The sequence below is a fragment of the Paenibacillus oleatilyticus genome (assembly GCF_018998565.1).
In the GTDB taxonomy this organism is placed as follows: domain Bacteria; phylum Bacillota; class Bacilli; order Paenibacillales; family NBRC-103111; genus Paenibacillus_G; species Paenibacillus_G oleatilyticus.
On record NZ_JAHNZO010000047.1, the window covers coordinates 1 to 22,843 of the forward strand.

21 protein-coding genes are annotated in these 22,843 nt (G+C 57.3%); 10 read left to right on the forward strand and 11 right to left on the reverse strand.

Features of this window, described 5'->3' with window-relative positions; translation table 11 throughout:
- Positions 1-3,398, reverse strand: a 3,398-nt coding sequence (locus tag KQX66_RS34580; protein ID WP_253957637.1) for a DNA polymerase III subunit alpha, incomplete at its 3' end; no start/stop codon positions are given.
- Positions 3,399-3,540: 142 nt separating this feature from the next.
- On the opposite strand from KQX66_RS34580, the gene KQX66_RS34585 reads away from it, so the two are divergent.
- The 3 genes from KQX66_RS34585 (at position 3,541) to KQX66_RS34595 (ending at position 4,747) form a co-directional block, all read left to right on the forward strand.
- On the forward strand, positions 3,541-3,873 hold the full coding sequence (locus tag KQX66_RS34585; RefSeq protein WP_025852692.1) for a YtrH family sporulation protein: 333 nt from the start codon (positions 3,541-3,543) through the stop codon (positions 3,871-3,873).
- Positions 3,870-4,397 carry a sporulation membrane protein YtrI gene (locus KQX66_RS34590; RefSeq protein WP_216798087.1) on the forward strand — a complete coding sequence of 176 codons (528 nt, stop codon included), beginning with the start codon at positions 3,870-3,872 and terminating at the stop codon, positions 4,395-4,397. The genes KQX66_RS34585 and KQX66_RS34590 overlap by 4 nt, the downstream gene beginning before the upstream one ends.
- A gap of 62 nt (positions 4,398-4,459) precedes the next feature.
- On the forward strand, positions 4,460-4,747 hold the full coding sequence (locus tag KQX66_RS34595) for a YtpI family protein (protein ID WP_216798131.1): 288 nt from the start codon (positions 4,460-4,462) through the stop codon (positions 4,745-4,747).
- Between the two features lie 96 nt (positions 4,748-4,843).
- Here KQX66_RS34595 and KQX66_RS34600 read toward each other — a convergent pair whose 3' ends face one another.
- The 3 genes from KQX66_RS34600 to KQX66_RS34610 form a co-directional block, all read right to left on the reverse strand.
- Entirely contained in the window at positions 4,844-6,190 is a 1,347-nt protein-coding gene (locus KQX66_RS34600) for a DRTGG domain-containing protein (protein ID WP_216798088.1), read from the reverse strand.
- A gap of 134 nt (positions 6,191-6,324) precedes the next feature.
- A complete protein-coding gene (locus KQX66_RS34605) occupies positions 6,325-6,606 on the reverse strand; it encodes a hypothetical protein (protein WP_216798089.1) in 282 nt (93 codons plus the stop codon).
- An 83-nt stretch (positions 6,607-6,689) separates the two neighbouring features.
- Positions 6,690-7,796 carry an acyltransferase gene (locus tag KQX66_RS34610; protein WP_308647314.1) on the reverse strand — a complete coding sequence of 369 codons (1,107 nt, stop codon included), beginning with the start codon at positions 7,794-7,796 and terminating at the stop codon, positions 6,690-6,692.
- Positions 7,797-8,007: 211 nt separating this feature from the next.
- On the opposite strand from KQX66_RS34610, the gene KQX66_RS34615 reads away from it, so the two are divergent.
- Complete coding sequence (locus KQX66_RS34615) at positions 8,008-8,781, forward strand: DeoR/GlpR family DNA-binding transcription regulator (RefSeq protein ID WP_216798091.1); 774 nt, start codon at positions 8,008-8,010, stop codon at positions 8,779-8,781.
- Positions 8,778-9,590, forward strand: coding sequence for an HAD family hydrolase (locus KQX66_RS34620; RefSeq protein ID WP_216798092.1), 813 nt, complete (start codon positions 8,778-8,780; stop codon positions 9,588-9,590). The genes KQX66_RS34615 and KQX66_RS34620 overlap by 4 nt, the downstream gene beginning before the upstream one ends.
- Here KQX66_RS34620 and KQX66_RS34625 read toward each other — a convergent pair.
- Genes KQX66_RS34625 through KQX66_RS34635 form a run of 3 tightly spaced genes read right to left on the reverse strand, consistent with a single transcriptional unit; the run spans position 9,587 to position 13,235 of the window.
- Positions 9,587-10,723 carry a Ger(x)C family spore germination protein gene (locus KQX66_RS34625; RefSeq protein WP_216798093.1) on the reverse strand — a complete coding sequence of 379 codons (1,137 nt, stop codon included), beginning with the start codon at positions 10,721-10,723 and terminating at the stop codon, positions 9,587-9,589. The two genes, KQX66_RS34620 and KQX66_RS34625, sit on opposite strands and share 4 nt — an antisense overlap.
- Positions 10,720-11,823, reverse strand: a complete 1,104-nt coding sequence (locus tag KQX66_RS34630; RefSeq protein ID WP_216798094.1) for a GerAB/ArcD/ProY family transporter — start codon at positions 11,821-11,823, stop codon at positions 10,720-10,722. Before KQX66_RS34630 ends, KQX66_RS34625 begins: the two co-directional genes overlap by 4 nt.
- Complete coding sequence (locus tag KQX66_RS34635; RefSeq protein ID WP_216798095.1) at positions 11,820-13,235, reverse strand: spore germination protein; 1,416 nt, start codon at positions 13,233-13,235, stop codon at positions 11,820-11,822. Before KQX66_RS34635 ends, KQX66_RS34630 begins: the two co-directional genes overlap by 4 nt.
- A 227-nt stretch (positions 13,236-13,462) precedes the next feature.
- On the opposite strand from KQX66_RS34635, the gene KQX66_RS34640 reads away from it, so the two are divergent.
- The 5 genes from KQX66_RS34640 to KQX66_RS34660 all read left to right on the forward strand — a co-directional run bounded on the left by KQX66_RS34640 (position 13,463) and on the right by KQX66_RS34660 (position 20,033).
- Positions 13,463-14,833, forward strand: a complete 1,371-nt coding sequence (locus KQX66_RS34640; protein WP_216798096.1) for a YheC/YheD family endospore coat-associated protein — start codon at positions 13,463-13,465, stop codon at positions 14,831-14,833.
- A gap of 124 nt (positions 14,834-14,957) precedes the next feature.
- On the forward strand, positions 14,958-16,136 hold the full coding sequence (locus tag KQX66_RS34645) for a YheC/YheD family endospore coat-associated protein (RefSeq protein ID WP_216798097.1): 1,179 nt from the start codon (positions 14,958-14,960) through the stop codon (positions 16,134-16,136).
- Positions 16,137-16,295: 159 nt separating this feature from the next.
- A complete protein-coding gene (locus KQX66_RS34650) occupies positions 16,296-17,663 on the forward strand; it encodes a YheC/YheD family endospore coat-associated protein (protein ID WP_216798098.1) in 1,368 nt (455 codons plus the stop codon).
- Complete coding sequence (locus KQX66_RS34655; protein WP_216798099.1) at positions 17,664-18,854, forward strand: YheC/YheD family endospore coat-associated protein; 1,191 nt, start codon at positions 17,664-17,666, stop codon at positions 18,852-18,854. It abuts the gene before it with no gap.
- Positions 18,855-18,878: 24 nt separating this feature from the next.
- Entirely contained in the window at positions 18,879-20,033 is a 1,155-nt protein-coding gene (locus KQX66_RS34660) for a YheC/YheD family endospore coat-associated protein (RefSeq protein WP_216798100.1), read from the forward strand.
- Between the two features lie 341 nt (positions 20,034-20,374).
- Here the strand turns inward: KQX66_RS34660 and KQX66_RS34665 are convergent, their stop codons facing one another.
- From KQX66_RS34665 to KQX66_RS34680, 4 genes are all read right to left on the reverse strand, one after another.
- Complete coding sequence (locus KQX66_RS34665; RefSeq protein WP_216798101.1) at positions 20,375-21,055, reverse strand: HAD family hydrolase; 681 nt, start codon at positions 21,053-21,055, stop codon at positions 20,375-20,377.
- 679 nt (positions 21,056-21,734) lie between these two features.
- Positions 21,735-22,304, reverse strand: a complete 570-nt coding sequence (locus KQX66_RS34670; protein ID WP_216798102.1) for a manganese catalase family protein — start codon at positions 22,302-22,304, stop codon at positions 21,735-21,737.
- A 33-nt stretch (positions 22,305-22,337) separates the two neighbouring features.
- Positions 22,338-22,601, reverse strand: coding sequence for a spore coat protein CotJB (locus KQX66_RS34675; protein WP_216798103.1), 264 nt, complete (start codon positions 22,599-22,601; stop codon positions 22,338-22,340).
- A 19-nt stretch (positions 22,602-22,620) separates the two neighbouring features.
- Complete coding sequence (locus KQX66_RS34680; RefSeq protein ID WP_216798104.1) at positions 22,621-22,824, reverse strand: spore coat associated protein CotJA; 204 nt, start codon at positions 22,822-22,824, stop codon at positions 22,621-22,623.
- Between the last annotated feature and the right edge of the window lie 19 nt (positions 22,825-22,843).

Sequence of the window (22,843 nt, forward strand, 5' to 3'; positions counted from 1 at the left end):
GCCTTGCGCTCCGCCCTGCCCGGCGAGGGCCCGGACGCTTGATCCGCCGTCGGGGAGGCCGCCGCCGCGTACCGGCTTTGCGTCTCGCGCGCAGCCGCCGCCGAAGCTGTGCCTCGGGGCGTGAAGCCGGAAGCGCGCCGCTGACCGCTTCGCGAGGAGCCTGCCGGGAGCGGAGCCGGCTTGACGGCCTTCTGCTCCAGATGCGGATCGTCCAGCGCAATAAGCTGATCGGCCAGCAGCTTGTAGTCTTCGTCCCCGAGCTGAAGCTTGGCGACGACCAGCACCGGCTTGCCCTTCTGCACCAGTGGGGCGTACTTTTTCCATGTTTCCGGAAACAGCACGACCTCCGCCTTGCCGACACGGTCCTCCAGCTCCATGAACGCCATCGGCTGGCCTTTTTTCGTGACAATCGTCTTGTTCGAGATGACCAGACCGGCAACCATGACGTCGCTGCCGTCCGGGTACTCCTGAAGCCGGGACAGCAGGTCCGTCTCCAGCTTCTGCAGCACCGCATCGAAGTCGTCGAGCGGGCTGCCGGAAATGTACAGGCCGAGCAGCTCCCGCTCCAGCTCCAGCTTTTGCGTCAGTGTGAACGGAGGGATCTCGGGGTACTCGACCTCCCAGCTGACCTCCTCCGTGAAGCCGTCGAGCACAAGCTGCAGATCTTCGCGGTCCTTGCGCCACTTGACCGCCGCATCGACGGCGTCTTCCAGCATCGCAAGCTGCTGGGACCGGTGGCCCGGCAGCGAATCGAGCGCTCCGCCTTGAATCAGCGACTCCATCACGCGCTTGTTGCAGACGCGCAGATCAACGCGCCTGCAAAAGTCGATCAAGCTGGCATAGGCGCCCGTACGTCGCTCCGCGATGATCGATTCGATCGCGTGCGTCCCGACGTTCTTGATCGCCGCGAGGCCGAAGCGAATCGCGCCGCCGCTCTCCGCCGCAACCGGCGTAAACAGAAAGCCGCTTTCGTTCACGTCGGGCGGAAGCACGGCGATGCCCATGCGGCGGCATTCGTCGGCGTATTCCGCGATTTTATGATGGCTGCCCGTCACAGCGGTCAGCATCGACGCCATGAACGGCACGGGGTAATGCGCCTTCAAATACGCCGTCTGGAACGCGAGCACGCCGTAAGCCGTCGCATGCGCCCGCGGATAACCATAGTCGGCGAAGCGCACGATCATGTCGTATACCCGGTTCGCCTCGGCTTCGCTGTAGCCCTGGCTGAGGCTCCCTTTCACGAAGTGGTCGCGCTCCTTGTCCAGCACTTCCCGCTTCTTCTTGCTGACCGCCCGGCGCAGCAAATCCGCTTCGCCGAGGCTGAATCCGGCCATCTTCGAAGCGATCTGCATAATCTGCTCCTGATAAATGATGATCCCGCACGTGTCCCGAAGAATCGGCTCCAGCGCTTCATGCGGGTATTCCACCGGCTGGTGCCCGTGCTTGCAGGCGATATATTTCGGGATGAATTCCATCGGGCCCGGCCGGTAGAGCGCGAGCACCGAGATGATGTCCTCGAAATTCGACGGCCGCAGCTCCTTCAGCACGCGGCGCATCCCGGCCGACTCCAGCTGGAAAATGCCCGTCGTATCGCCCCGGCTGAGCAGTTCGTACGTCGCCGGATCATCGTCCGGCACCTTCGTCCAGTCGAACGGCGCTCCCGTCTGCTCGCAAATCCATTCCAGCGTGCGCTCGATGATGGACAGCGTCCGCAGTCCGAGAAAATCCATCTTCAGCAGGCCGATCGCTTCCAGATGCTCCATCGTATACTGCGTCAGCGCCGTCTGCTCGGTTCCCTCCTGCAGCGGCACGTACTGCGTCAGCGGCTCGCGCGAAATGACGACGCCCGCGGCGTGGGTGGAAGCGTGGCGCGGCATCCCCTCCACCTTCATCGCCAGCTCCAGCAGCTCCGCCGTCTTCGGCTGCTTGGCGGCGAGCGCCTTCAGGTCGGGACTCGTGCGCAGCGCCTCCTCCAGCGTGATGCCAAGCTGATGCGGGATCAGCTTGGCGGCGCGGTCCACCTCGCCGTAAGGCAGGTTCAGCACCCGGCCGACGTCGCGTACCGCCCCTTTGGCGGCCATCGTTCCGAAGGTGATAATCTGCGCCACCCGGTCCCGGCCGTACTTGCGCACGACATAGTCGATCACCTCGTCGCGCCGGAGGTCGCTGAAGTCGATATCGATATCGGGCATCGATACCCGCTCGGGGTTCAGGAACCGTTCGAACAGCAGGTTGTAGCGGATCGGGTCCACATCGGTGATGCGGAGCACGTAAGCGACGATGCTCCCCGCCGACGACCCCCGTCCGGGTCCGGTCGCGATCCCCTGCTCGTGCGCGAAGCGGATGAAGTCCCATACGATCAGAAAATAATCTGAATATCCCATCCGCTCGATGACGGACAGCTCGTAATGCAGCCGTTCTTCCAATTTGTTCCGCCATTCGGCGTCGTTCCATTCCTCAGCCGCACCGTACCGCTGCTCAAGGCCCTGCCGGCAAAGCTGGGCAAGATACGTCCCGGCCGTCATGCCGTCCGGAATCGGGGCGAATTCCGGTAAAATCGACTGCCCGAAGTCGAGCTCGAGGTCGCACCGCCGAGCTACCTCCAGCGTATTGGCGAGCGCTTCCGGCGCATGGGCGAACAGCTCTGCCATCTCGTCCGGGCTTTTCAAATAAAGCTGCGACGTATGAAACTTAAGCCGCCCTTCGTCCTCGATCGTTTTGCCCGTACCTATGCAAATAAGGATGTCCTGCACCGCATGGTCCGGCTCGCGAACGTAATGCACGTCGTTGGTCGCGACCAGCGGAATGCCGGTGTCGCGGGCAAGCCGGAGCATGTCCTGCATCACTTTCTTTTGCTCCGTCAGGCCGTGATCCTGCAGCTCCAGAAAGAAGTCGTCTCCGAAGATCGCCCGGTAGCGCAGCGCCGCCTCCTTCGCCTCGTCGTAACGCCCGTGCAGCAGGTGCTGCGACACCTCGCTGCCAAGGCACGAGCTGGTGCAGATCAGCCCTTCCGCATAGCGCTCCAGATGCTCCGGATCGATTCGCGGCTTATAGTGATAGCCTTCCAAATGTCCGATGGAGCACAGCTTCATCAAATTTTGATAGCCGGTTTTATTTTTGGCGAGCAGAATCAGGTGATAGATCGGCTGCTCCTGACGGCTGCCTTTTTGCCGGATGGAGTCCGAAGTGAAATAAACCTCGCACCCGATAATCGGCTTGATCCCCCGCTGCTTGCACGCTTTATAAAAAGGAATGGCGCCGTACATCACCCCGTGATCCGTCAGCGCCAGCGCCTTCATGCCGAGCTCGGCCGCACGGCCGACCAAATCGTCGATGCGCGCGGCACCGTCGAGCAGACTGTATTCGCTGTGCACATGCAAATGTACGAAATCGCCCATCCGGGCCGCCTCCCCGCGTTTGAAATATTTATCCATAGTTTAGCATAATGCGAACAAGTGTGCCATATATTTAGTAAGGCGAAGTCGGCCAAGCCCCGAACGGCTGGGAACGGCTCAACAGGTCCGGAAAGGATGAGGAACGATGTCTCCATTTGTATCCAGATGCTTTCTTGATTTTTTCGTGGCGTTCGGAGTCGTGCTCGGGGGGACGATGCTGGCCGGCATCAGCGCCGTATTGACGCTCGAACCGCCGGTGTACCGGATGACGAGCGTCGCGGAGCAAATCAAAGTTTGGGCGATCGTCGCCGCCATCGGCGGGACGATCGATCCGATCCGCGCAATTGAGACGCATTTTATCGAGGGACACATCTCCCCGGCGATCAAACAAATCTTGTACATCGTCTGCGCCTTCGTCGGCGCGCATATGGGCTCGACCCTGATCCAGTGGATCTGCAAAGGAGGTAGCGAAGGGTGAAGGCGCCCGCTTCCGGTTCGTCCGGCGGTTTTTTGCGTGCGGCGGGCCTTCTTATGGCCGGAATGGTCATCGGCGCCGCCCTGTTTCTGAGCGTGTACAATCAACGCTTGAATATGATGATCGAGCAGAACCGGGAGCTTCTCGCCGCCAAGGTGGATCTGGAGGTCAAGATCGCCGATTTGACCAAAACGAAAAATCAGCAGACGACGATCAATCTCCTGAACATTTATATTGAGCCCGGTGAGCACACGACGCTCGACAAGGTGACGGAAAGCGAGCTGAAACGCCGCATTCACAGCGATTTGAAAAAAATCGTCGTCGGCCGCAAAATATCAGATTTTGCCGCCATGCCCGACGTGTACGAGCAAATTTTGACGGAGAAGCCCTACGTCGGCGTGCTGGATAAGGATTATATCGTACAGGCCGTCAAATGGATCGTGCTGACGCAAACGGAGCTCAAGGTATGGGTCACGGTCAAAGAGTGGAAGCGCATCCCGCTCTCGTATTCTCCCGCTGCCGGTTGATTTCCCGGGCGGAAATCGCTAAAGTGGAAGCAGAACCCGTACATAAGGATGTGCCGCTCAAGATGCAAACCATTCAATGGACGCTCAGCGTGCTGATCGTCATCTTCCTCGTATTGTCTTTATATTTCAGCGTGCGTTACCGCCGGGAAGCGGAACCGAAGCAGCGCGGCCTGTACTCGGCCCGGATGAACATCTGCATGGGACTTATGCTTGTCGTCATCGCCGTATCCCAACTGTTCTTTTTCGAAGATTCCGCAACCCGGCGCATCTTCGGAACCGTCTGCCTGCTGCTCGGCTTGTTCAATCTGTTTGCGGGCATCCGCAATCACAATCTGTTCAGCCGGAAATAAACCGGACGCCCGCAAAGCCCGTGAAACCCATGAAGCCGATTCAACTCAGCCGTGTTTTCGCGGGCCCGAACGGCTTCGCAGCCGCTCTCTCCCCCTCTAAGGCTCGAATACTTGCGCCGTCAGCATCGCCTTGGCCACCAAGACCCCGTCGAGATGCATCTCGACATCGATTTTTCCGAATTTGCGGCTCACCTCGATGATGCGAGGCCGAATTTCCACCGCGCTGTCAATCTGCACCGGCTTGATAAAATACGAAGCCATGTTGTCAAGCACCAGATCGCCCTTCTTGACATCCTGCACCGCGTGATAAGCAGCCTGTGTCATCAGCACCGTCAGCACGCCTTCGGAGACGGTGCCGAGCCGGTTCGTCATCTGCGGGGTAATCGTTCCGCGAAAAACGGTATGCCCGTCCCCATCCTTCTCCTCACAGAAGCCCGACCAGATCAAATCCTCGAACGTCTCCCCGTGCTGCGGCTGGCGCTGAATATGCTGCATCGCCTTCAACACGTCCTTGCGGCTGATGACGCCGGTCAGCTTGCGGCTCATGTCGATGATCGGCAGCAGCTCGATGCCCTCCCAGACCATCAGATGGGCCGCCGCGGCTACCGACGTGTTTGCGCTTGCCGTCACCGGTCCCCGGGTCATCCGCTTGTCGATCGTCTGATCCGGCTCGGCGCCGATCAAATCCTTCGACGTAATCATGCCGATGACGCGGTTCCACTCGTCCACCACCGGAAAACGGCTGTGTCCGGTTTCCTCGTGCAGCCGCTGCCAGTCTTTCAGCGTATGGTGTGCCTTCAGCGCGTATACCTGCATCGATTGGGGGACGATGTCCTCGATCAGCAAAATTTTCTTCTTGATCAGCCGGTCGTAAATCGCCCGGTTGATCAAGGATGCGACCGTAAACGTATCGTAGCTGCTGGAAATGATAGGAAGCTCCAGCCGGTCGGCAAGCTCCTTAACTTCCTCGCTCGTCCCGAAGCCGCCCGTAATCAGCACGCCCGCCCCTTGCTCCAACGCGCCCAGATGCGCCGTGCTTCGGTTTCCGACGATCAGCAGGCTGCCCGGATCGATATAGCGCATCATCGCATCCTGCTCCATCGCGCCGATGACGAACTTGTTCAAGGTCTTGTCCAGGCCCGCCATGCCGCCGAGCACTTCGCCGTCGACCATATTCACGACTTCCGCGAACGTCAGCTTATCCATTTGGTCGCGCAGCTTTTTCTCGACGCGGACCGTGCCTACCCGCTCCTTCGTCGCCACAAGTCCGATCGCATCCGCCTCCTTGATCGCGCGGTAAGCCGTCCCTTCGCTGACCCCCAGCATCTCGGCGATTTTGCGGACGGAGATTTTGCTGCCGATTTTCAAGCTCTCGATATATTTCAAAATTTGTTCGTGCTTCGTTGCGGCTTCCTGCACGTTGGTCGTTTCGGTTTCACTCATCTGTCTCACCAATCCATTCTATTTCTGTATCACTCTGTACTATATCTTATCATTTTTTTAGCACGAAAAAAACTGTGCTCAGGCATAAAAAAAGTCCGTTTCCCACCACACAAGGGTGAAAACGGACTTTTTCGCTATTTTTTGATCTGCAACAGGCTGCGCCTGCCCTGCAGCGATTGCTCCAGCCGCCATTTTTTCATTCGTTTGATCTTGAGCAGCTCCCGCTTCGTTTCCTCCTCCACGCCAAGCAGCTCGTGCAGATGCGCGGCAATGACGAGCAGCGCAAAGGCGATCCATCCTGCACCGAATACGGCAGCGAGCGTCCAGCCCCCGCCGAAATCGAGCCTCGGTACGGCGTAAAGCATCATGCCCAGCGCCAGGGCCAACCCCATGATATTTCGGGTCCCCTTCAACATTCCAGCCTCCCCTCGTACAACTTGTACGATACATTGTATGAGAGGTCCGGCCAAAATATCACCTTATCGGCTCCTTAACTTCGCTAAGCGCTCCCTGCGGGGCTAGGCTTCGGCTTCTTGCGCCGGAACGGCCGCATGGCTTGCCCGTACAGGAACGTAGCGATCCACGGAATCGTCAGGCTAAGCGCGAACGCCCCAAATACATAGGCATGATAAGCCGACATGGCGCCGCTGTACGGGAGGAGATGCGTTTTGTAATAGGTCAGCACCGCCGGATGCGCCAAATAAATGCCGAACGAGGCGGCTCCGAGCGCCATGAGCACGCGCGCCGCCGCTTTTGCCCGCTCCAGTAGCAGTTGGCCTAACCGGATAAAGCTCATGGCGGCAAAGGCTGCATATGCGAAAAACAAGAGCTGATACCACTGGTGGGACAGAACGATGTTCAGCCGCAACTCCATCTGGAACAGGCCCATGAAGCTGAAGCCCAACACCGCCGTCAGCGGCAGCACCCAGACGAAGTGCTTGCGAATCCAGGCCGAGAACGCTTCGTAATGGAGACCGATCCACCCGCCCAACGTAAACATGCTGAAATAGTTGATGCAGAGCGAAGGCATGTGGCCGAACGGCTCCACCCAGTTATGGTACGCATAAAACCCGGCCTGAATCAGCAGACCGATCCAGATCAAGCCGCTGCGGAACCAGCGAAATGCCCGGCACAGCCACATCAGCAGCGGGAACAGTAAATAAAACTGGACGATGATGACCATAAAGTACAAGTGATACGAAGCATCCGCCCACGGCAGCAAATCCAAAAATTCGCCCGTGTTCCAATGCAGATTCGCCCGGTAATAAATCCACTGGTTGTACAAGTAATAAAAGAGCGACCATACCAGATACGGGTACAGCACCTGCTTGACCCGCCTCAAATAAAACTGCAGCGCCTGCTTGCCGCCGAAGTCGTCCTGGTAGCGGTAAAACAGCACCAGACCGCTGAGCAGGATAAACACCGGCACAGCAAAATTGGCAAGCTTGTTGAGCGCCAGATACAACGCCTGGGAGCCGCTGCCCGGCGGCAGCTCGACCGTGGCGTCGGACGTCGAGTGAATGAGCACGACCGCGAGAATGGCGACGGCCCGGACGATGTCCAGCTCCAGCAGCTTCGGTTTCGATTTTGCTTTCGTTTCTGTCACGTGCGATTCTTTTCCCTTCTTGCGTAAGTTCATTGGCGTATGTACGCTTCAGCCATTGTAACATAACGCCCTCGCGGAATGCATCCGTTCGTTCAAATGATTACCAGCAAGCATTTCGCTTACATTCACTTATTATCGCTTGCATCATTTAAGCATTTCCACTTATAATGCGGTTAAAGCCATTGTCATCCTGCATCGGAAGGAGCCTGACATGTATCAGGAGGAACGCTTAATCGCCATTTTACAGCACATGCAAACGCATCAGCGCATTTCCGTGGAGGAGATCTGCGAGCTGTTTCAGGTTTCCCGGGATACGGCCCGCCGGGATATCGTCAAGCTGGAGGAGCAGGGAAAAATATTGCGCACGCGCGGGGGAGCGATCTGGCCTTCGCTGAATAAAGACATCTCGGGCTACCGCGACCGGCTGCAAGCGGAATCCGACGTGAAACGGGCCATCGGCCGGGTCGCCGCTTCGCTGATCCACAGCGGCGACTATTTGTTCATGGACGCTTCTACGACGGTGCTTCATGCGGCGGAGCAGCTTCGAACCGACGGCCACGTCATCGTGACCAACTCGATCGACATTGCCGGTCTCCTGTCCCCCAAGCAAGGCAGCACCGTGCATTTGCTAGGCGGAGTCGTTCACCCGCACCACCGTTTTATTTCCGGCGCAAGAACGCTTGAAATGCTTCGCGACTATCAGGCCGACAAGCTCATCCTCGGCACCAGCGGGCTGACGCCGGACGGGCTGACCAACCCCTTCGAGGAGGAAGGCTATGTCATCAAGGAGATGATTCGCCGCGCCGATCAGGTAATCGTGCTGGCGGATCATACGAAGTTCGGTCTCCGCCAGTTTTACCGGGTAGCGGGACTGGATTGCATCGACATTGTCATTACGGACCGGCCGCCTACGGAGCCGATGAGCGAAGCGCTGCGCCGGCACCATATCGAAATTCTTATCGCCGAAGGGGAGAACGAACGATGATTAGATTGATTGTCAGCGATTTGGACGGCACGCTGCTGCTTGGGCACCGGACAATCCGTCCCGAGGACCGGCAGGCGCTGCACGACGCGATCGGACGCGGGGTTGATGTCGCTTTCGCTTCCGGACGCATGCGTCCGGAAATTGTGAAGGTGATGGAATCGGTCGGAATCACCGCCCACTGCATCTCGCAAAATGGCGCATACGTGCACGCAGCCGACGGAGAGCCGATCCGCCACCACGCGTTCGAGCGCGAATTGATCGTCGAGCTCTCGCAAGCGGCGACAGGCCTGCCTTTTCTGACGCTGCTCGCCGGACCCGACCGCTATATGACGGAACGGTGGAGCGAGCATGCGCAGCGGCTCGCCCCGCGGCTGATGGCTCCTTTCGAGGCAGTGGAGGACCTCCGGGGGCGGCTCGGACGCGACCTCGTCTGCGGCAAAATTTCGTTCATGGGCGATGTCGGCCGGCTCCGCGAATTTCAGCAAACGCTGCTGGCGCAATACGGCGAAGCAATCGACGCGTATATTTCGGATATCGATTGTTTGGACGTCATGCCCAAGGGAAGCTCCAAAGGAAGCGGCCTGCTTGCCCTCCTGGAAAAGCTGAACATCCGCCCGGAAGAAACGGCCTGCTTCGGCGACGCCTTCAACGATTTGTCCATGTTTGCGGTAACGCCGCACAGCTTCGCCATGGCTTCGAGCCATCCGGACGTGCAAGCCCGCGCTTTTCGCACCGTGCCGTATATTTCCGAAGCGGTGCGGTGGATCGACGGCTACAACGCCGGAACGGTTGCCGCCGGCAACCGCTAATCCGTCTGGCCGGTCCGCAAAATTTTCGTGCTCACCTCGACGCGCACCTTGGCTTTCGGATACATCTGCTTCCATTTGTCCGGGGTCAAGCCGCTGCCCCGGTGCTGCGCCCGGTACTTCTCTCCGAAGCCGACGGGATCGACGTTCAGCCTCTGCGTTTTTTTGATAAACGCCATCGCGTTAGCCTGAATCGCCTTGCTCGCTTCGCGCTCCAATCGTTCGATCACCTGCCGGTTCCGCAGATTGACCGGAGACGAGATCTCCTGCAGCCTCCCGCTTATGCGAACCTGCACCGTGAATGCCAGCTGCTTCGCGTTGGTCAACCGGATCCGGCTTTCGCTTTTCACCGAATCGAGCACAAGATAGATCTGCTCCTGCCCTTTGGACGGGGCGCCGATCGACTCGAGCGCCTTCGGCGGTAGGGCAATCTCCGTCATCCCGGAGTGGAATCGATCCCGCAGCAACCGGAGATAAAAAATTTTGCGCAGCGGCAAAGTCGCGACCATCTGGTCCCCCCGAAACAACGCGGCTCCGTATAAAATAATCTCGTTATTCCGCTGAACGATGTACGGCAGCACCGGGTCTTTCCCAGGTGAGTACAGGTCGCGGATATATTCGTGAAGAATCGGCGAGATCATTTCCTCGCTTTCTACGTTTTGACGGATCGATTGAAACAAATATTCGCCGATATTGCTGATTTCGGGGTACCGTCTCGTCATCAGATCGTAGGCCCGTCCTTTGGAAACGGCCAAATAGACGCCCGAACCGACCTCCGGATCGCGCAGCATCGTATCGACGAGCTCGGTCAAGCCTTTGCGCGCCAAATCCTCATGGTACACGACGACCCGAAGCTGGCCCGAGGTCAGCTTTTTACGCGATTCGACGTTACTGTTGTACCTGAGCCCCTTGCTCGTATAAGCGGTCGACGTAATCACATTGGAGCGCTCCTTCGCTCCCGGATCGATCTCGTAGAGCACTGAGGTGCCAAGAATTTTGTCTCCCGGGGCTTCGTCGTATCCGGCGGCAATGACCAGCCCAAGCCTTTCCAGCACCCGAGTCTGCACACAGCCCGCCACGACGGAAGCCGCCAGCAGAAGCATGGCCGCCGTCTTGACCGTTCGTTTCAGCTTCATGCCCCCGCTCCTTTCTTCCTCCCGCGGCCGCGCTTCCACCGGACAAACGCAAACAGCGCGATGGGATACAGCCAAACGAGATAAATTCCGATTTCTCCGAGCAAATTGGACAGCCACTCTACATCCTCGTGCGTAAAAAGCAGCTCCGACGACAGGACGAAGATCAAGCAGCAGGCATAAAGAGCATACGTTTGCTTCAGCTTGAACACGGAGCGCACGCCGCGCGTTGAGGCCCACAGCAGCACGAGGTTGTTCGGCAGCACCAGAATCATCCAGTAGGCGGCCCCGACGATCTCAAACCGTTCGACGAACGGAATTTGCGCGATTTTGTACCAGGAGTAAGTGGCCCATACCGTATGCTTCAACTGCTCTCCCGCATAAAACACGATGGCATTGATCAGCAGCGTACAGTAAGTGAACACCGTAAAAACGATCGCCAGCTGGGAGTACTTCTGCACATTGTGCTTATCCCGGATGAACGGGTACAGGAAGCAGACAAGCTCATAGCCGAGCATCGGGTAGGTGGCTGCCCGCATACCGTTTACAATTTCCCCGGGCCCCGCCTCGAACAATGGCAGCAGTTGATCGACCTGCGCATATTTCCACGGAAAATAGTACAGCAGGAACACCCAAAGCCACAAAATAAACGACACGACCGCAAACCCCGCCACAACCTGTATTCCTCCGGTCACGCCGTACAGAAACAAAAGGCTCATCAGCGTATTGAACAACCAGCTGTTCATGTCCGGAAAAAGCCAGGTATGGACGACTTCGGCATACGAATGGAGCACGGTAAAGCAAAGCACAAAAAAATAGAGCACGAACGCGAAATTGAACAGCTTGCCCAGCCAGCGGCCGAACAGCTCCTGATGGATCTGATACAAATCGTTGTCCGGATAATACTCCATCGTCTTGATCATCGCATACAAGGCTGCGCTGACCAGCAACCCGTTTAAAATCATGCACATCCAAGCGTCGTGGCCGGCCGCGATGAAAACGTTTCGTTGAAAGTTTTGCGCGGGATCGCCAAGCTGCGTCCCCGAAATGATGAAGAAAAGGACGTAAGCGTTGAGCGGCTTCGTCCGTTTGCTGGTCCTCACCGGGAATCACCTGCCGGTTCTTCGTAAATGTCCTGACCCAGGCTCCGGAAGCCGATCGGCAGCTTGGCTCGCATTTTGCCGATATGAAACGGATAGAGCGGGTACAAGTAGGATTGGCCGATGGTCTTGACGCGCAGCAGATGAATCAGAACGAAGCTGACCCCCGTCATGATTCCGACCGCCCCCCATGCCCCGGCCAGCAGCAGCATCGGAAAGCGCAAGATGCGGATTGCTGCACCCATAATATAGACCGGTGTAATAAAGGACGAAAGCGCAGCCAGCGCGACGATGATGATCAGAATATTGCTGGTAAATCCGGCTTGAACCGCCGCCTGTCCGATCACGATACCTCCGACGATACCCATCGTCTGACCGACCTTGGTCGGAAGCCGCGCACCTGCCTCCCGCAGCAGTTCGATGATGAACTCCAGCAGCAGCGCCTCCATCAGCGGAGGAAAAGGCACCTTGGACCGCGATTGCGCCAGCGGTACCAGCATATTGGATGGAATCAGCTGGTAGTGGTACGTCAAGGCGGCCACGTACAGCGGCGTGAAAAAAACCGAGATGAAAATAGCGACCAAGCGGAGCAACCGCAAAAACAACGCCATATTCGTACGTAAATATCGGTCTTCAGCCGATTTGAAAAAGTCGAAAAAGCGCGACGGTCCCAGCAGCGCGAACGGACTGCCGTCGACGAGGATAACCAGACGGCCTTCGATCAAGTTCAATACGATCCGGTCGGGCCGTTCGCTGGAAATCATTTGCGGGAACAGCGACTCGGGATTGTCGTCGATTTTTTGCAAAAGCATCGAGCTGTCGGTAATGCCTTTGAATTTCACGTTCGCCAGCTTGTCTTTCATTAAGGAAATTTCGTCGGCCGGAGCAACGCCCTCCATGTAAAGCAGCATCACTTCGGTGTTCGTGCTTTCGCCGATCTGATAAGACGCATAGCGGAGCCGCGTGTCCGGCAAATATTGCCGAATCAAAGAGATGTTCGTTTGTAGCGACTCGGTCAGCGCCACCTGCGGGCCCATGATCTGCGATTCGACTTCGGGGCTCGTCGCGCTGCGGTCGATCTTCAGCGCCGTGTTGAGCAAATAGCCTCCGCGTTCCGCGTTGGAAAGGAGCAATGTCCAACCGGAAATCAACCGCTTTACCACCCGGTCGATATCTTCTGCCTTCTCCTGCTGGTCTACCGGCAAATGACGAATGAGCGTTTCCAAGGAGACTCCACCGGGCGCTTTTTCCTGCATGGGAGGAATCACTTGCGTCTGCAAAATTTTGGCGTCGGCCAAGTCTCCATAATACAGCAGCATCCATGTCCCTTGCGCATTCGGGATGCTCCGCGTCTGCAGTTGGCCGTGCCGCTCCAGAACGGAACGCAAAGTCTCAAATGGATCTTGTTCCGACATAAGTTTCCTCCTCCCGGCGGTGCATATCGCTTGTTAGGTTTTCCCTCCTCCGGTAATTGTATTCCAGTTTTGGCGGGAGTCTGCGGGCCTGCGGGCACTGGCCCGATATAGGTGGTTTCTTTCACCAAGGGTTAGACGCCCTCATATGATGAAGTAGTTCGCTTCTCAATGTTCAAAGCATGTTGCGGCATGTCTTGCGGCAAGCCGGTGCTGGGAAGGAGTTCCGCATGAAAAGAACAAAGGTGAAGATCCAGATCCAAAGCGCCGGCACTTCCTCGGACGGTTCCGTTTTGACGCTCAGCGAATCCGTAGTGAAAAGATGGAAGATTCCGCTGGAGCAGCCTCTTCAACTCCGTTTCGGCTCTGCCCGGGAGGAAATTTCGGTCATCTCTTCGTCCAAGGCCGGCGTGCTGCGCTTGAGCGGTTCGTTAGCTTCCAAATGGGGGCTTGCCCACGGGGATGAGCTCTGTCTTCAATACAAAACCGGAACCCGGACAATTCATCTCGGCCCGCTAATCGGAGTCATGGTCAGCCGCGTTTACGCCGATTCCGCCGACAAGCTGTTCGGGGCGAACACCGCCTTCAGCCTTGAGCTCTCCGAGGCATGCAGGCTGTATGGCGCATCGGTGTTTTTCAGCACGCCTGAGGATTTGCGCGGACAGAGCGACCAGGTTCGGGGATGGCGCGTCAAGGCTAACGGAGGCTGGGAAAAAACGACGTTTCCGGTGCCGCACGTGCTATATAACCGTCTGACCTCGCGCAAGCTGGAAAACCTGGCCAACGTGCAGCACTTTGTGACGCAAGCCAAGAGCCGCCATAATGCGGTGCTCTTCAATGAGAAGTATTTAAACAAGACGGAAGTGTTCGACGCCCTCCACAAGGAAGCGGGTCTGCAGCCGTACTTGCCGGAGTCGTATTTGCTGCGGAACCTCCAGCTTCTCAAATCGATGTGCGCCAAGCATTCGACCGTATTTCTCAAACCGATTACCGGCAGCCTTGGAAAAGGCATCATTCGGATTAAAAAACAGCCGGGCGGATACATTTGCCATTTTACGAATCTCGGCGGCGCCCGTAAGCAGTCCTTTTCCACCCTCGGCAAGTTGTACAGCAGCATCTCGGGCAAATTGAAAAGCCAGCGCTATCAAATTCAGCAAGGGCTCGACTTGCTGACCGTGAACGACCGGCCCGTCGATTTTCGGGCCTTGGTGCAGCGCGGAGAAACCGGACAATGGGGCATTACGTCCATCGTAGCCCGCATAGCCGGCACGCATCACTTCGTCTCCAATCTGGCGCGGGGCGGCACGCTGACGACGGCCAGGAACGCTTTGGAACGCTCGGGGGCCGCCGTGGCGGCCAGCCGCTTAGGCAAGCTGAGGCGGGCAGCCATCCAGATTGCCAAGGGCATCGAGGAGCAGGTCCCAGGCCATTATGCCGAGCTCGGAATCGATCTGGCGATTGATACGAACGGCCGGGTATGGCTGCTTGAAGTCAATTCGAAGCCGTCGAAGGAGGACAATACGCCGTTGGGGGCCGGGCGCAAGATCCGCCCCTCCGTCAAGAAGCTGGTGCAATATGCCCGCTTCGTGGCGAAGTTTTGACCGGTTCGCCAAGCCTCCGGTCGGTGGGCCGGAAAGCCGATCTCCCCCCGATAAACTGCCCCCGCATATGGGATATTTCGGGGTTTCTACAACGATGCAGCTTCAACGGATCGAGGTAAAGCGCATGATGAAACCAGATCGCCCGAACGAAACTACCGTCGGCATCATGACGACGCAAACCGATGAACATCCGCCTTTTGCCAACCGCGGTTTCTACCGCCGTTTGTGCATCCTTGGGAGCCGCAGCGGCTTGACGGTATTCGTATTTACTCCGCAGGGCATCGATTGGTCCCGGCCGCAAGTGACCGGCTATATCTATGATGCGGCCCTCAACGAGTGGGGCAGCCGGACCTTCGCCTTGCCGGCTATCGTATATGACCGCTGCTTTTTCACCGCCCGAAGGCAATTCGCCGATTATCAGAACGCATTGGACGGTCTTAAACGGCAGTCCTCCGTCCGATTGCTCGGCCACGGCTTGAAAGGCAAGTGGGACGTTCAGCAAGCGCTTCGGCGGGACGGCCGATTTGACCGCCACCTGCCGGAGACGCAACCGCTGCGCAGTATGCGCACGCTCGCGGATTGGCTCCGGCGGCGCGGCGAAGCGATTCTGAAGCCGCGCGGCGGCTCCCAGGGACGCGGCGTGCTGCTCGTGCGCCGCGAAGCCGCGTCCCCTGCGGGCACGGTGAATGCCGCTTCGGAGGCGTTCACCGTCCGCGGGCGCGACCCGCGCAACCGCGCCGTCGCGTGCGGCTTCGCCGACGCCGGGGCGCTGCTTCGCTGGCTGCGCCGCTTCGTCGCGCAGCGCAGCTATTTGCTGCAGCAGTATTTGCCGCTGCAGTCGCATAACGGCGACGCTTATGACGTGCGCGCGCTCGTGCAAAAAAACGGCGACGGCCGTTGGAACCTGACCGGCATGGCCGTCCGCCGGGGGCAGAACGGCAGCCTGACCTCCAATCTGCACGGCGGGGGCACGGTGGAACCCATCGGACCGTTCTTGGCCCGCGAGTTCGGGCCGGCACGGGCCGAGGAGCTCCTTCACGAGCTGAAGCAGCTCGCTATGGGGCTTCCGGAAGCGCTGGAATCTTGTCACGGGCGGCTCGCCGAGCTCGGCATCGATTTTGGTGTCGACACGGATGGCAATAGTTGGATTCTCGAAGTGAATTCCAAACCCGGCCGCTCCATCTTTACTTATTTACAGGACGATCAAGCCAAACTGGACGCACTGGCCAATCCGCTGCGCTACGCGCGGTATTTGCTGCGGCAACCGCGTGCGCAGGCGAACGTCAGGCGAATGCAGCCTTGACATGTGTGCCCGGCAAAGTTCTACCCAATACTTTCGAAGAAAGTTTTGCCTGCGGCAAAACTCAGCCCATGCTTTCGGAGAAAGTTTTGCCTGCGGCAAAACTCAGCCCATGCTTTCGGAGAAAGTTTTGCCTGCGGCAAAACTCTTAGGAGGTTCAACATGAGCTTGACAACTTGCACGATTCATGTCACCCAGCGTCAGGAGCGGGTCGTCTACCTCTCCGGCGAATTGGCGCGGGCGCTTAAAGTATCCAAAACACGAAACATACATCTGCACCTCGGCGGCAAAAGCGTATCCGCAGGTTTAAAGCTGCTGAAAAAGAGCGGCAACCATCTGTATTTGCCTTCATTCCTTTACACGCAGCTTCGCATTCCCCGGGCAGGCACCACCTTGATCACGTGCAGCAACGCTAAAGACATCCGCATCGGCCCGCTGATCGGGATCTTGACCAGCGTTACGGGCGGGGACAGCGCTCCGTTCGGCAATCGGACGGAGTTTATCCGGCAGTTTATGCGCACCGGCTCCGACAAAGCGTTCTACTACGGCTTTTCCCCCCAAAGCGTCAATTGGTCTCAAGCGACCGTCACCGCCCTTCTCCCGCGCGGCGAAAGCGGTTGGGTACGCAAGACGATGCCGTTGCCCGATGTCGTCTACAACCGGCTGCCCAGCCGGAAAGCGGAGCGGCTCGAGTCGATGAACGCTTTCAAGCAGCGGTTTATTCGCAGAGGGATTCCGCTCTTCAACTGGACTTTTTTCGACAAATGGGATGTGTACAATTTGCTGGAAGGCACCGACGCTTCCCGTTACGTTCCCGAGTCCCGGATCAACCCCACTCCTTCACAAATCGAGGAAATGCTGGAAAGGCATAAATTCATCTACTTGAAACCGACCGCCGGCAGCCTCGGCATCGGCATTTTCCGCCTGACGTACAACCCGAAACGCGGCTACTATGTCCGTTTCCGGCAAGGAGGGCGCAATGTGCTGCTCCGGTTCAGCCGGTTCGAGGCCCTCATGGCGCTGCTCAACCGGCAGAGCGGAAGACTGAACAACTACGTTGCCCAGCAGGGGATTCGTCTGATCGAAATCGACAGCTGTCCGATCGATTTCCGTTTCCACATGACCAAGAACAGCGCCAACCAATGGGTCGTTGCCGCCATCGGGGCCAAGAAAGCGGGCAAAGGCAGCGTCACGACCCATGTGCGTACCGGCGGGCAGCTCATGACGCCTGAACAGGTGCTCCGGCAAATTTTCGGCAACCGGGCGGATTCGGTACTTTCCAATGCCAAAGAAACCGCAATCAAGCTGGCGGAGGACATCGAGCGGAATTACCGGCATACCTTGGGCGAGCTCGGCTTCGATATCGGGATCGACCAGAACGAACGCCTCTGGATGTTCGAGGCGAATTCCAAACCGGGACGCTCCATTTTCAAGCATCCGGCGCTGAAGGAACAAGGAAAAGCCTCGCTGCAAAACATCCATGACTACTGCCTCTACTTGAGCCGATTTCGGTCAAGGAGGGATTCCTGAGTGGTTACCAACACCAAAGTACCGTCCAAGCGCGAAAATCCGACGCTGGCCATTCTTACTCACTCGGATGAAACGCGAATTTTTCGCGGGAATCAAGAAAATTTTATCGACCTGATCCGAACCGGTGCAGAGCGCGGCGTTCTCGTCTACGTCATGACGACGACCGATTTCAAGCTGTCCGGAGGCAAAGCTGTCGGATACACCTACAATGAGGCCGACAAAACGTGGAAAAGAGGGGTGTTTCCTGCCCCCCACGTCATATATAACCGGATTCCTTACCGCAAATTCGAGCTGCTCCCCGAGGTGCAGCAGGTGATTCAAACCTGCATGCGGCAGAGAAGGATCCGCTTTTTCAACCCGTCCTTCTTTAATAAATGGACTTTGTTCGAATGGCTCAATCATGCCAAGAAGACGCAGGGCTACATTCCCGCCACGAGACGGCTCTCCTCCGGTGAGGAGCTCGATAAGCTGCTTGCCGAGTATCCGTTTCTATATCTCAAGCCGATACGCGGCAAAGCCGGCAAGGGCATCATGAAAGTAAGCCGAAGCCCTCTCGATACGAAGTCCAAAATATTTGAGCTCAGTATTCAGGAAAAGACCAAAAGCCACATCTCCCGTTACCCGAGCGTCTCCCGGCTGTGGTCGGAAGTACAGGAGCTGATCGGGGGCAAGGACTACATCATCCAACAGGGAATTCCCCTCTCCAGCTATAAGCAGCGTCCGTTCGATCTGCGGGTACTCGTGCAGAAGAACGGCAAAGGCCAATGGAGCGTCGCGGGGGTCGGCGCCAGATTGGCCGGAAAGCTCAGCATCACGACTCACGTTCCACGGGGCGGCTCGATTGACGATCCCGCCAAGCTGCTTACGTATTCCTTCGGCGGGCTCGGCAGCAAACGCATCATCGCCCGCGCCAAAAAAGCGGCGCTCACCATCGCAAAGCAGATCGAGAAGTCCAGCGGCCATATGTTAGGCGAAATGTCCATGGACCTCGGCGTCGATCAAGAAGGGCACATTTGGTTTTTCGAGGCAAACTCCAAGCCGATGAAATTCGACGAGCCGCCCATCCGCAAAAAATCGCTCGAAAATCTGATCCTGTACTCCATCTATTTGGCCAAGCGCAAACCGAAACGTCCTCTCAAAAAAACGGATGCCTTTCCTCTGGCGCAAACCAACGCCGAGCGCGATAATTAAGAAAGATAGGCAGGTGAGCTGCACTTGAGTACCCAACTTGGCGTGCTGGCTATGTATATGCCTGGACGGAAGCTGGAAGAGCTTTCGTTTTACCGTAAACTGAGCGTCTATGGACAAAAACTCGGGGTGGATGTGTTTGTATTCACCCCGGACGATGTGGATGACAACCGATCGCGGATTCACGCGCTCGCCTATAACCAAGCGACCCGATCATGGACCCGCAGGTGGATCGGCTTTCCGCCGATCATCTATGACCGGTGCCGGTATCACGGGGCGGACAATTACCGCAAAATCACGCGCTTCCGCCAAAAATATACCAAGCTCCGCTACCTGAGCCGGCCGCTTGCCAACAAGTGGAACATTCACCGCCTGCTTTCGGAAAATGAAAACATCGCTCCGCACCTGCCTTCCACCGTTCATTACAAAAACCGGAAGCAGTTGGAACAGTTTCTGAAGAAACACCCGATCGTGTATATGAAACCGAAAAGCGGCACCGGGGGGCGCGGTATTGTCCGCTTGCAGCGGCTGCGGGGAGGCCGTGGCTATCTCATGCAGGGGAGGGATGCGGAACGCCGCATTTTGCCGGCGACCAAGGTGACCGCAGCGCGCATTCCGGTGCGGCTTGCCGGCTGGGGGCTGCAGAGCAAATATATCGTGCAGCAGGGCATTCCACTCGAGCTGAAGGATGGCCGGGTGCACGACTATCGGATGCTGGTGCAAAAAGACGGCCAAGGGAAGTGGCAGGTGACCGGATGCGCCGGCCGTATCGGACCGCCGTTTTCCGTCACTTCCAATCTGCACGGCGGCGGGACTGCGATCTCGATGGAAACGATGCTCAAAAACCGTTTCGGTACGGAGGAAAAAGTAAAGAGCATCAAGGAAGCGGCCTACACCCTCGGGCTCCATATTGCGCAGCATCTTGAAGCGAAGTTCGGCACGTTTTGCGAAGCCGGCATCGATCTGGCGGTCGATCCGTCGGGGCATGTTTGGCTGCTGGAAGTCAATCCGAAGCCTTCGCGCGACGTGTTCCGGCTAACCGGGGATCTGCAAACCTACCGCAAGGCAATTCGCCGGCCCATCGAATTCGCTCTCCATCTGCTCGAAAAGAAAGCAGCGCCTAAAACCGATACCAAACTGTTGAACCTTGCACCGCAATCCCAACAAAGCGAATCACACTGAGACCGGTCTGTTTGAAGCAGCGGTCTTTTCTTTTGGGCCGGGTTTCCGGTTTTGTCCATAAAAAAAAAACACCGATGCGTCATCGGTGAGCTTGTTGAGAAAGTGGTCCATTGAGGTAATAGAGGTTACGATGAGTGGGGTATCTGCTTCCGATCGCTCTTGTCATCGGGAAATTGGATTGGAAAGCCGCTTACTAGCGGACATTTCCCGATGACAAAGGCGGATGCTATCGCTTCTCCAGTAGATACCCCGCCTCCGTATGTTTCTCTACTTCAGTCAAAATCCTCTTTTTCAACACTCTGACCGATGCGTCATCGATGTTTTTGGTGCCCGCCAGCCCTTTATGCCTCAAGCAATGCCGGAAGGTCACGGAAATCCGCGATGCGGACGTCGGCCCGATCCAGTTCGCCCTCTTTGCGGAAGCCCGCATAGTCGCAGCCAACCACGAACAGTCCGTTCGCGTGTCCCGCCTCGACGTCCGAGGAACGGTCACCGACCATCCAGGCGTTTTCGATGCCGTACTTGTCCAGCAGTTGCCGCACGAGATCCACCTTGGAGCGGGTCGCATATTCCCCTGCGCTGTACAAGCCTCCGGCTTCAAAAAGCGGCTCCAGCCCTTGGTGGCGGATAACGCCTTTGACATAAGCCTCCAGACCGTTGCTGGCAATGAACAGCCGCACGCCCCTCCGGTGCAGCTCCCGCAGCGTGTCGGCAACGCCGTCATACAGCTTGCCTTCGCCGCGCGCCATTCCCTCTACTTGCAGCTCCAGCAATAGCTCGTCCGCACGGCGGTGAACCGCCGCATCGGCATCCGGCATCACGAGCTGCCATATGTGCTCCAGCAGCATGCCAAGCCCGCTCAAAATGTATTTCTCATCCGGTGTTTCCCCTTGAAACAGCCCTTCCGCACGCAGCTGTTCGAATGTGGCGTGATAAGCCGGCAGTAGCAGCGTTTCCGTCTGAAACAGCGTCCCGTCCAAATCGAAGATCATCGCTTCCGGTGTTGTCTTGTTGATCGGCATTCCCTTTCTCCTCCTGACATCCGCATAAACACATCACGTCTTATAGAACCATGATTGTCACAGATTGTCAAACGATGTCCTCACATACAAGATGAATATGTTTGTTTTTTACCCTTTTGGAACCGCAGCGGGTATGTTACCTTAGCAAGAAATTGGGAAGAAGGGGGGTGTTGCTTCTTTGAGGTCGGTAATTCGCCGAATTTACCATATGAACGGGAAGAGGTGTTCCTTTGGACAATTGTATGCGATTGGCTAATCGATTTGGGAGTATGCGGGACCGGTTGATCCGCTCGTCGAATTAGCGCGGGTTTGTTGGCTTTTTCCTCAAAGGGTGCCTTCCTCCGCTGGACGCGCGGGCCCGACAGCTTCGCCTTCTGGTCGATGCTTACGGCCTCCCCTCCAATCAGCGGCGCCTCTCTACGATCTCATTCTGGAGGTCGTTGTCCGCGAAACTGCTGAAGAAGCGATCGAAGCGCACATTACCCCGAATCGTCAAGGGCCTTTGTGGGGATTGGCTTGGCGATCCCGGTCAGCCGCTTGGATCCTTCGGCACCGCGCCGTTTTACAGCGAGCTTTAACTTAAAGCTGCGAACCGCCAAAATAAACGATGACGAACGGTATGATTTACCTGCTTCATTCCGTTCGCCCCTTCTGCCTGACCTCCGAGCCTGAATTTCCCTTAAAACACCTTTTTCGCCCCCTGCTCCGCCTTTAAAATCTCCACCGCCTCGCGGAAGCGAAGCGAATGAATGACCTCGCGCTCGCGCAAAAATTTCAGACCGTCCTGCAAATCCGGGTCGTCCGTCATATCGATCAGCCATTGATAGGTGGCACGCGCTTTTTCCTCCGCGGCGATGTCTTCGTACAGATCGGCGATCGGATCGCCTTTGGCCTGAATATAAGTCGCCGTCCATGGCACGCCCGCTGCGTTATTGTAATGCAGGGCTTTATCGTGATTCACGTAATGCGCATCTAGTCCCGCGGCCTTCAACTGTTCCGTCGTGGCGTCTTTGGTCAGCTTGTAAACCATCGTGGCAATCATTTCCAGATGGGCAAGCTCCTCCGTCCCGATGTCCGTCAGAAGCCCGATCACTTTATCCGGTATCGTATATCGCTGATTCAAATACCGCAGCGCCGCCGCCAGCTCACCGTCCGCACCGCCGTACTGCTCGATCAGCAGCTTTGCCATGTGCGGGTCGCACTTGCTGACCCTGACCGGGTACTGCAGCTTTTTCTCATAGATCCACATCGCACAAGTCTCCTCTCCTGGTTCGGCTTTGAATCAGACCTGCCACGGCCACGGCGGCTCCCACCATTGCCACGGATATCCCGAAAAGCTGTGACCATACTGCAGAAGCGGACCGAACTCGGACTCGTACCGTTGGGCCAGAAGCTGGCGCTGCTGCGCAAATTGATTAAATTGCTCCAACGCCTGGGCGTCCCCGGGATGCGTATCCAGATAGAGTGTCAGCTCTACCAGCACGAAATCGATCGCTTGCAGCTCCTCCAGCAGCGTGTAGTAATGAGGAGGCAGTGGTTGTTTCATGCCGTTCACCTCCTATCCTTTAACAATGTTTGGATTCGTACGGACTATACAGCGCAGGCCAGAGCGTACCGCAATGGAGCGCCTGAAGCGGGGGATATTGAGGAAGCCCCGGCGGTTGAAACTGAATATACAGATTTGGCGGAATAACAAAGGTCTTCACCGTAATCGGCGGACAAGGGTCGAAGGGGCTGACATACGGATACCATTCTTTCTCAAGATCCATGGCCGGAAATGCCTCCTTT

What these genes read in the sequence shown, in the direction of transcription:
- KQX66_RS34680 (WP_216798104.1), bottom strand. Translation starts at nt 22,824, where the DNA reads ATGGATCTTGAGAAAGAATGGTATCCGTATGTCAGCCCCTTCGACCCT.
- KQX66_RS34635 (WP_216798095.1), bottom strand. Translation starts at nt 13,235, where the DNA reads ATGTCGGAACAAGATCCATTTGAGACTTTGCGTTCCGTTCTGGAGCGG.
- KQX66_RS34605 (WP_216798089.1), bottom strand. Translation starts at nt 6,606, where the DNA reads ATGTTGAAGGGGACCCGAAATATCATGGGGTTGGCCCTGGCGCTGGGC.
- KQX66_RS34615 (WP_216798091.1), top strand. Translation starts at nt 8,008, where the DNA reads ATGTATCAGGAGGAACGCTTAATCGCCATTTTACAGCACATGCAAACG.
- KQX66_RS34625 (WP_216798093.1), bottom strand. Translation starts at nt 10,723, where the DNA reads ATGAAGCTGAAACGAACGGTCAAGACGGCGGCCATGCTTCTGCTGGCG.
- KQX66_RS34600 (WP_216798088.1), bottom strand. Translation starts at nt 6,190, where the DNA reads ATGAGTGAAACCGAAACGACCAACGTGCAGGAAGCCGCAACGAAGCAC.
- KQX66_RS34665 (WP_216798101.1), bottom strand. Translation starts at nt 21,055, where the DNA reads ATGCCGATCAACAAGACAACACCGGAAGCGATGATCTTCGATTTGGAC.
- KQX66_RS34645 (WP_216798097.1), top strand. Translation starts at nt 14,958, where the DNA reads ATGATGAAACCAGATCGCCCGAACGAAACTACCGTCGGCATCATGACG.
- KQX66_RS34595 (WP_216798131.1), top strand. Translation starts at nt 4,460, where the DNA reads ATGCAAACCATTCAATGGACGCTCAGCGTGCTGATCGTCATCTTCCTC.
- KQX66_RS34650 (WP_216798098.1), top strand. Translation starts at nt 16,296, where the DNA reads ATGAGCTTGACAACTTGCACGATTCATGTCACCCAGCGTCAGGAGCGG.
- KQX66_RS34675 (WP_216798103.1), bottom strand. Translation starts at nt 22,601, where the DNA reads ATGAAACAACCACTGCCTCCTCATTACTACACGCTGCTGGAGGAGCTG.
- KQX66_RS34670 (WP_216798102.1), bottom strand. Translation starts at nt 22,304, where the DNA reads ATGTGGATCTATGAGAAAAAGCTGCAGTACCCGGTCAGGGTCAGCAAG.
- KQX66_RS34585 (WP_025852692.1), top strand. Translation starts at nt 3,541, where the DNA reads ATGTCTCCATTTGTATCCAGATGCTTTCTTGATTTTTTCGTGGCGTTC.
- KQX66_RS34640 (WP_216798096.1), top strand. Translation starts at nt 13,463, where the DNA reads ATGAAAAGAACAAAGGTGAAGATCCAGATCCAAAGCGCCGGCACTTCC.
- KQX66_RS34620 (WP_216798092.1), top strand. Translation starts at nt 8,778, where the DNA reads ATGATTAGATTGATTGTCAGCGATTTGGACGGCACGCTGCTGCTTGGG.